The sequence below is a fragment of the Bacteroides sp. An51A genome (genome assembly GCF_002161565.1).
Classification (GTDB): Bacteria; Bacteroidota; Bacteroidia; order Bacteroidales; family Bacteroidaceae; genus Phocaeicola; species Phocaeicola intestinalis.
In genome coordinates this window covers 1-8824 of sequence record NZ_NFIC01000021.1, presented here as the reverse complement: position 1 = coordinate 8824, position 8824 = coordinate 1, and the positions used below count along the sequence as shown (strand labels likewise).

Genomic DNA, 8824 nt, shown 5'->3' with positions numbered 1-8824 from the left:
ATCTTCCTCATCACAGAAGCGGAAATGCCTCAAAAACTCATCCCAAATCATCGCACGATAAATTCAAAACAGCTTCTAAAGTGCCACACGCGAATATGCCGGTTTGTCTATTGAACAAAAATCCTTGTCCAAGTATTTGTAATAACCGGTGATGGCAATCATTGCAGCATTGTCTGTTGTATAGCCAAATTTAGGAATATAGATTTTCCATCCGTATTTTGCAGCATGCTCGCGGAATGCATTGCGCAACCCGTTGTTTGCCGATACACCTCCGGCAACCGCCACTTCAGTAATACCTGTATCTTTTACAACCTTACGCAATTTATCCATTAAGATATCGACAATCGTTTTTTCCAGCGACGCGGCCAAATCGGTTTTATGATGTTCTATAAAATCCGGTTCATCCTTCAACCAGTCACGAAGTGAATAAAGAAACGATGTCTTTAATCCACTAAAACTATAATCGTATCCCCCAATATGTGGTTTGCTGAATGTAAACGCATCCGGATTTCCCTGACGTGCCAGTTTGTCAATAATCGGTCCGCCGGGATAACCCAACCCCATCACTTTCGAACATTTGTCGATAGCTTCTCCGGCCGCATCATCGATGGTCTGCCCCAACACCTGCATGTCATTGTAGGCATTTACACGAATTATCTGCGAATTACCACCCGATACCAGTAAACAAATGAACGGAAACTTAGGCTGATCCGTATCTTCCTCAGACTCTTTAATAAAATGCGCCAACACATGACCCTGCAAGTGATTGACATCCACCAAAGGGATACCTAAAGCCAAAGCCAATCCCTTGGCAAAAGAAACGCCTACCAGCAACGAACCCATCAGTCCGGGACCACGGGTAAAAGCAATGGCACTTAGCTGTTCTTTCGTCACGCCCGCCCGCTTTAGCGCTTCGTGCACCACCGGCACAATATTCTGCTGGTGTGCACGTGAAGCCAGTTCGGGCACTACCCCTCCATAAGCTTCGTGTACAGCCTGGCTGGCAATGACACTGGAGAGCAACACCCCATTGCGGATAACGGCAGCAGACGTATCGTCGCACGAAGACTCTATTCCTAATATTATTATATCGTTATTCATAATCAGTAATTAATCAATGTGACAATGTGGCAATGTATCAATGTGCTAATGTGGCAATGTATCAATGTGCTAATGTGAGAATGTGGTAATGTGAAAATTAATTAACGCATTAGCAAATTAACACATTGGCAAATTAACACATTGGCAAATTAACACATTGGCAAATTAACACATTGGCAAATTAACACATTAGCAAATTAGCACATTAGCAAATTAGCAAATTAGCAAATTAGCAAATTAACAAATTAGCACATTATTCTTAATACGTCAATATCTCCAGTCCATTATCGGTCATTACGTAAGTATGTTCCCACTGGGCAGATGGCAGCTCGTCTTCCGTCACTACTGTCCAGCCGTCTTCCTCATCAATAAATACTTCCCATGTGCCCATATTAATCATCGGTTCGATGGTAAACACCATTCCAGGTACCAGCAACATGCCTGTACCTTTCCGTCCGTAATGCAGCACATCAGGTTCTTCATGAAAGTCCAACCCTACCCCATGTCCGCATAAATCACGTACCACAGAGAAACCATTTTTTTTGGCATGTTTTTCGACTGCATGCCCGATATCACCTACGAAACCAAAAGGTTGGGCAGCATCGGCACCGATATCCATACACTCGCGTGCCACCTGTACAAGCTTTTCTTTCTCCGGGGTTGTCTTCCCGATAATAAACATACGTGATGCATCTGCATAATATCCATTAAGGATTGTAGTGCAATCTACGTTAATAATATCACCTTCTTCCAAGATTTCGTCTTCCGAAGGAATGCCGTGGCATACCACTTCATTAATAGAGGTGCATACACTTTTGGGGAAACCCTCATATCCCAAACAGGCAGGAATGCCACCATGATTCACCGTATAATCGTAAACGATTCTGTCTATTTGAGCAGTACTCATCCCCTCACGGATTTCTTCTGCCACCTTGTCAAGCACAGCCGTATTCAGCAGACCGCTGCGCCGTATGCCTTCTATCTGCTCTGGAGTCTTGATTAAATCACGAGACGGGACCAAATGCCCTTTGTCCTGGTAATAAAGTACCTTTTTGTCCAGCTCGGTCAATTCTGTGCCCTTAGGCACCCTCCAGTTTAGCTTCTTCCTTTTTACCATAATCTTGATTCGAATTAAAATCTACCTGCAAAGGTAGAAATTTCTCGTTAAATCAAAAAGCAACCGACAAAATTTGATAATCATACTTTTCACGACTGCGCTTTCGACCATAATAAAACAGTTTCCAAACTTGATTAATGCCTTTTGCGTTTAAAAGTAAAAAAAGGAAAAGAAAAAGTTGAAAGTTTGGACAAAAATCGTTTACTTTGCCTATAAAATTTGAGCACCTTGATTTAATATTAATTAAAACCGAAACAAAATGAACAAAATTCAAATTGGCGAACATGCAGGCATTGTCTGGAATAAATTAAAAGACAACCGCCATTGGGAGTATGACGAACTCAAAAAAGCGACAGGATTGACCGACAGAGACCTTAATGCAGCCATCGGCTGGCTGGCACGCGAAGACAAAATCGATTTTGACATGGACGAACATGGCGATAGGATTTTCCTGACAGTCAATGTCTATATCGGATAAATTTAAAAATGAAGAATGAAGAATTCTTTGTGGGAGAAGCAGTTCATCATCCTCAAAGAATTCTTCTATTCTTAGAAGCTGTTTTGAATTTCTCCAAAAAGTTTTTCTTGGCTTGATGTGTTCGTTTTCGTGTGTGCTTTGGGCGATTTTTTGGTCCTTTCCGCTTCTGTTCTTCGTCAGATAGCCCGCTATCTTCCTCATCACAGAAGCGAAAATGCCTCAAAAACTCATCCCAAATCATCGCACGATAAATTCAAAACAGCTTCTTAGAAACTGTTTTGAATTTCTACAAAAAAGTTTTTCTTGACCTGGTGTATTCGTTTGCGTACAATAATTTCAAAACAGTTTCTTCTTAAATGATTTTATTCACCGTTATGTCAGGAAAATCCTGCATGAACATCAACAACAATCCTTCTTCATTCTGCCGTTTTGCCTTGATGGTCATGCTTACGCTGTATACCACCTCTCCTCTCACGAATGACTCAGACATTTCATACGATACCACAATGTAGTTTTTCGAATGAAATGTAGCCGACACCCGTTTGATAGCCTCCTTATCACGGGCAGAAAACTCTACCATCAAATTCCGCAAGCCTATGCTTTTAAAGAAAAAACTCAGCACTTCCAGTCCTAACAAGACCAAAACCGTAGCAGCAATGCCAATGCCATACATTCCTGCCCCGATGGCAAGCCCGATGCCTGAAGTGGCCCAAATGCCTGCAGCCGTAGTCAGTCCACGCACAATCTGCTTTTGCAGGATAATGGTCCCGGCACCGATAAAACCGATACCGCTTACCACTTGTGCCGCGATGCGGCTGGGATCGAGGCGGACCAAATCACGCTCCAGCACATCCGAAAACCCATATTGCGACACAATCATCAACAATGCGCTGCCTAATGCCACCAGAAAATGTGTACGATATCCGGCTTCTTTCGCCCGATACTCACGCTCCAATCCTATCAATATGCCCATTACGCCTGCCAAAAACAACCGCAGGGCAAAATCCCAAGCTAAATCCATATCGACACTTGCATTTTATTCCACCAACTCGTAACTGCTTACCTGAATCGGCATATCCAAGTTATGAAGTATTTTTTCCAACATGATGCCTTCTAAATTATTATATTCGTAGCCGAATGTAGCACGAATACCCTGTAAAATAAACTGAGTAGCACGGTCCAGCGCTATAGGAAGGCTGTCTCCCTGCATCAGCGAACCGGTAATGACACTGGTAAACGTATCGCCCGTACCGGGATAATGAGCCGGCAAATACGGGCAAGTCACTTTCCAATAACGGTTCCCGAAACGGTTATAAGCATATACAGACGTAGAATGCGGATCATCCTGCACCGGCACACTGGTTACGATGACAATACTAGGCCCTTTATCCGACAATGCTTTAAGCGCATCCTTCAGACCGGCATCACTCATTTTCTCTTGAAAAGGTATATCAAGCAGGCGGCACAATTCGGTCATGTTAGGGGTAATAATATCAGCAAGACAGATTAATTTCTTCATTTCAGTTACCATTTCCTCTGTTATGCCTTTGTAAAGGTTTCCATTGTCACCCATAACCGGATCAACCACAACCAAGTCGGTAGAGCGGCGGAACTTCTGAATAAAATCTTCCACAATCTGAACTTGCTGTGGAGAACCAAGGTATCCCGAATAAAAAGCATCAAAACGGATTTCAAGCTGTTCCCATTTTTCAATGATACGGACCATTTCGTCAGTAAGATCGAGGAAAGAATAAACAGGATACTGCGTATGGGTGGAAAGAATAGCCGTAGGAAGCGGACATACCTGAAACCCCATTGAAGAAAGAATAGGCACAACTGCCATAAGCGATACACGTCCTACCCCGGAGAGGTCATGTATTGCAACAATTTTTTTACTTTGGTTGTGAAACAGCCGTCCGCAAGGATGGTTCTTTATTGGCTCTGCATGGGTCGCGACTTGTTTTTTACGCTTATACTTGTTTTCTTTTTCCCATGCCATCTTCCGTGCCTGATAAGACTCAAATTGTTTCTCGATGTAGTTGTCTGCCATAAGTAAATCCAAGAATTGAAATTAGTTTTATGAATGTCCGCATTTTGCCAAATTGCTTGTAAGAGCACATCGCACACGCTTTTTTGAAAGCTCCGCATGGATAAGCCGGCGCATTCGGACGCATGCAGCACGCCTCTACATTGGTCATTGCGGACATTCATATTAGTTTTTGCAAAGGACGTTACTTTTTGTGTAACAAACAAACTTTTTAAATTGAAATTAAGAGTCTGTTTTAAATTTCTACAAAAAAATTCTGCTCGTCTTGATTATCCGCTTTCGTGTGTGCTTCGGGCGATTTCTGTTGACACCACCATATACATAAACCCCTACGGTGCGAAGCACATAATTGACAGCATGAAGAGCACTCATTAAATATAAATGTTTATCTTTGCACACAAAATGATTTTAAGACTATTATTTTATGAATTACAAATTACTGGTACTCGATTTGGACGGTACGCTGACCGACTCTAAGAAGCGAATAACAACATATACGCATGACACACTGATAGAAGCCCAAAAACAAGGAGTGAAAATTGTTCTTGCCTCAGGACGCCCCACATACGGAGTGGCGCCGCTTGCCAACGCATTGGAACTAGACAGATACGAAGGGTATATTCTCTCATACAACGGTGGTGAAATCATTGACTGGAAAACCGGAGAAGTGATATATAAGAAATGGCTGGACAACGATGTATTACCTTATTTATATAATTGCGCCACAAATAATAGATTTGCCATAGTAACATACGACCACGAATTTGTATTGACAGAATCCCCTGATGACGAATACGTACTGAAAGAAGCCTTGCTGAATGTAATGAAAATAAAAAAGGTAGACAACTTCCTGGAAGCCATTCCCCGTCCCATCACGAAGTGCCTGATTGTGGGAGAACCGGAACGCCTTGCCATATTGGAAAAGGAAATGTACGAAAAGTTAAAGGACAGAATGGGAGTATTCCGTTCGGAACCTTATTTTCTGGAACTGGTGCCAAAAGGCATTGACAAGGCACAGTCGCTCTCGGTGCTATTGGAAGAAACAGGAATGAAGCGGGAAGAAATGATAGCCATAGGAGACGGATTCAACGACCTGTCAATGATACAATATGCAGGCCTCGGCATAGCAATGGCGAATGCCCAACCGGTAGTACGTGAAAATGCAGATTTCATCACGTACTCGAATGACGAAGACGGTGTAGCCCACGCAGTAGAGAAATTCATCTTCAAGACGAAATAACAAAGAAAGGAATTGAGTAAGCAGTCAAAAAATGGCTATTGATTGAAATGGGTAACTTCGCTGCCAACCAAATTTATAGAATTATGTATAGCAGTGAAGATCTTGAAAGGTTTTACTTTCAGTACCAGACGGAGGCGTTACCCCGTGGAGAATCTCTCCAATCGTTTTGTGTCAAGAACAAAGTCCCTTATAACATTTTCCAGAAATGGTTTAAGGATACCCGCAAAAAAGTAGTTGAGATTCAGGTTGACGGTGCTCCTGAGATTACCCATGAAGAAAAGACTAAAATTGGTGACCGGCCTAAACCTGTATCAAGAAGCGGTAATGACAATCCCGTCCGCATATGGATTGACATCCGTATCAGTAATGGATTGCACTTGTCCCAAAAGAATTTAAGCTATCAGGACTTAGTCCGGATGATAGAGAAGCTGGAGGGTCTATGCTGAGTGTTACCGGTCTGAATCATTTTTATTATGTGCGTGACTTTACCGACATGCGTTGCAAGCACAGCCGTGTGTTGTCCATCATCCGTGAACGGCTTCACCGGGAACCCTGTGACGGGGATGTCTTCATTGTCATGTCGCGAAACCGAAGAATAGTCCGTATGTTCTCATTTGCCAACCGTTCATACAGCCTGTTCGAAAAGAAGTTTGTCGCGGGCTACCAGTTCATGAAAGTGGAGCGGAACGGGGCGGATACCGTTTATCGGATTGACTGGAAAGATGTGGTTCTGATACTGGAAAACCCTATAGTTAAAACATTAAAAATCAGATAATTAATATGGTCATTTGCTTGCGGTTTTGCGATTATTTTAGTACCTTTATATCTGTAAATCAAAGGTTTAAACATGATCGAACTGCAACATATAATAGACTCAAAAAGGGAATTGTTGAGTAGGGAAACCTACTCACGGAACCCTATAAATTATAGTGAAGGTATGGCAGACGATCAAAAAGACCGGTACATACAATACCTTGCTGAGCAGAATCAGGACCTCAGGTTGACAAATGACGCCATGAAGCTTGTCTTGGAGGATTTCATGGTTCAGATGAAGGAACTGAAGGATCAGGTGTCCTCCATGCAATCGAAACAGTCCGATTTGGAAAACCGGTTATCAGAAGAGCGCAAGCTTCGCCAATCGGCTGAACGGAAGGCAAAGGCTTTTCAGGAAAGACTTGATTTTGCCAATCAGGAACGTTTTGGAGACAGGCGTCAAAGGATACACTCCAAGGCAGAAAAGAGTGCTTCTGACCGGCAAAAGGAGAAAGATGATTATGACGGTACGGACGATACACTCCGTACGGATTCTGTAGACAATAACGAATCCCGGAATGAGCCGGCTCTTCTCCGAAAGGAACGTGACCTGGGCAATCGTCCTGACGGATATAAGACGATGGGAGTGGCCGGAGAAACGATAGAGCATCCGTCTGATCTGACAAAGGTTCCCGGACGTATCATTGAAAGAAGGATGGTGCGTGTATTCAGTTTCCGTACCTTCCTTACGGAAGAATGTTTTGAGATGGTCCATTATGCAGAGCCTGGCAAAAAGCCGAAGTGGGGTTATTTCCCCTCTGAAGGCCATCCGGAGGTGGTAACTAAGTTTGAGGGGACTAAAGCCACTCCTGAATTTCTGCAGGCCATCGCCTATGAAGTTTATGTAAAGAATGTGACCTTCGGCCTTCTGCACCAATGGCTGACGGATATGGGAATGACCATTTCTAAAAACACCTTACGCAACTGGCTTAAGAAAGGCAAGAAATACCTTGATGAACTGGTTCGTGTATTGAAGTCCGTTGCCTTGGAAAAGGACTCGGTTGTGAACTGCGATGAGACCTGGTGCAAGGTTCGCAAATATGACCGTTATAAGAAGTGTTATATCTGGGTATTGGTCAACAAGGCTCAGAAAACAGCCATTTTCTTCTATGAGGATGGCTCCCGCGGCCGTGAGGTGCTTACGGATTTTCTGGGTGATGCGGAATTGAAGAGTATCATGTCCGACGGCTACAATGCTTATGTTTTTATCGGTGATGAGTTGAAATCGGCTCAGTTTAAGGATACTATCCATCAGGTTTGTATGTCCCATGCGAATAATAAGTTCGTTAAAGCCGGTAATCAAGGAGGCGAACCGCTGGCCGAACGTTTTTCAAAGCTTTTAAAGTGGTTCTTTTCTAAAGAACATATTTATGATGAAGCCGGTCTTACTCCGGAAGAGAGACTGCGGGAAAGGCAAAGCCTGGAAACGAAGGAACACCTGATAGAATTGCGCAGCCTGTTGGAGAGTGAACTGTCGAAGAATTCAGAATTTAGAAGCCAGTATTATACAGAAGCTCTTAATTACTTGAAGAAGTTTTGGAAGGAACTATTTGCTTTTCTGGACGATGGGGATCTTCCGATAGACAACAATCTGGCAGAACGGACCATCCGGAAGCTGACTACCCAACGCAACAATTCACTTCATTACGGTAGTGATGCAGGCGCTGAGATGGCTGCGACTTACCATAGTGTAATAGGAACGGTAAAGCTTCATGGAAGTTCTGTCTGGAACTTCATCGGAACTTTTTTCAAAAATATCTTTAACGGGTGCAGGGATTATGTTAACATGGTTCCTGACAAAATCACTTTGGCTACCGGCCAATGTTAAATTCAAAGCTAATTAATTAACAAAACTCGGTTTAGGGCACTCAAAAGTGCCTTTTCAAAGGGGGATGCCCTAAATTGAGTGCTTACAGGAATTGAAGATAATCACATACCCAATGAAGATATATTAGAAGCTGTTTTGAATTTCTCCAAAAAGTTTTTCTTGGCTTGATGTATCCGTTTTCGTGTGTGCTTTGGGCGATT

General features: G+C 42.9%; 10 protein-coding genes. 5 read left to right on the top strand and 5 right to left on the bottom strand.

Annotated features, from left to right (window positions below):
* Positions 1 to 75: 75 nt before the first annotated feature.
* The gene (gene tsaD, locus B5G04_RS19180) at positions 76 to 1101 is read right to left on the bottom strand and encodes a tRNA (adenosine(37)-N6)-threonylcarbamoyltransferase complex transferase subunit TsaD (protein ID WP_087213498.1); all 1026 of its coding nucleotides are present in this window, start codon (positions 1099 to 1101) and stop codon (positions 76 to 78) included.
* A 259-nt stretch (positions 1102 to 1360) separates the two neighbouring features.
* The gene (map, locus tag B5G04_RS19175; protein WP_087398366.1) at positions 1361 to 2218 is read right to left on the bottom strand and encodes a type I methionyl aminopeptidase; all 858 of its coding nucleotides are present in this window, start codon (positions 2216 to 2218) and stop codon (positions 1361 to 1363) included.
* 259 nt (positions 2219 to 2477) lie between these two features.
* Between map and B5G04_RS19170 the strand changes: the two genes are divergently transcribed.
* Complete coding sequence (locus tag B5G04_RS19170; RefSeq protein WP_022039998.1) at positions 2478 to 2696, top strand: winged helix-turn-helix domain-containing protein; 219 nt, start codon at positions 2478 to 2480, stop codon at positions 2694 to 2696.
* Between the two features lie 52 nt (positions 2697 to 2748).
* On the opposite strand, the gene B5G04_RS19540 is transcribed toward B5G04_RS19170, so the two are convergent.
* The 3 genes from B5G04_RS19540 to B5G04_RS19160 form a co-directional block, all read right to left on the bottom strand.
* Entirely contained in the window at positions 2749 to 2937 is a 189-nt protein-coding gene (locus B5G04_RS19540) for a hypothetical protein (RefSeq protein WP_143270499.1), read from the bottom strand.
* 111 nt (positions 2938 to 3048) lie between these two features.
* Positions 3049 to 3717 (bottom strand): MgtC/SapB family protein, encoded by a 669-nt coding sequence (locus tag B5G04_RS19165; RefSeq protein ID WP_087398365.1) that lies wholly within the window; start codon positions 3715 to 3717, stop codon positions 3049 to 3051.
* Between the two features lie 15 nt (positions 3718 to 3732).
* Entirely contained in the window at positions 3733 to 4608 is an 876-nt protein-coding gene (locus tag B5G04_RS19160; RefSeq protein ID WP_162609954.1) for a pyridoxamine kinase, read from the bottom strand.
* A gap of 559 nt (positions 4609 to 5167) precedes the next feature.
* Between B5G04_RS19160 and B5G04_RS19155 the strand changes: the two genes are divergently transcribed.
* The 4 genes from B5G04_RS19155 (at position 5168) to B5G04_RS19140 (ending at position 8624) form a co-directional block, all read left to right on the top strand.
* Complete coding sequence (locus B5G04_RS19155) at positions 5168 to 5983, top strand: Cof-type HAD-IIB family hydrolase (protein ID WP_087247735.1); 816 nt, start codon at positions 5168 to 5170, stop codon at positions 5981 to 5983.
* 83 nt (positions 5984 to 6066) lie between these two features.
* Positions 6067 to 6429, top strand: coding sequence for a hypothetical protein (locus tag B5G04_RS20310; protein WP_204246993.1), 363 nt, complete (start codon positions 6067 to 6069; stop codon positions 6427 to 6429).
* Entirely contained in the window at positions 6423 to 6758 is a 336-nt protein-coding gene (gene tnpB, locus B5G04_RS19145; protein WP_075317931.1) for an IS66 family insertion sequence element accessory protein TnpB, read from the top strand. Before B5G04_RS20310 ends, tnpB begins: the two co-directional genes overlap by 7 nt.
* Before the next feature lie 72 nt (positions 6759 to 6830).
* Complete coding sequence (locus B5G04_RS19140) at positions 6831 to 8624, top strand: IS66 family transposase (RefSeq protein ID WP_087398361.1); 1794 nt, start codon at positions 6831 to 6833, stop codon at positions 8622 to 8624.
* Positions 8625 to 8824: the final 200 nt, after the last annotated feature.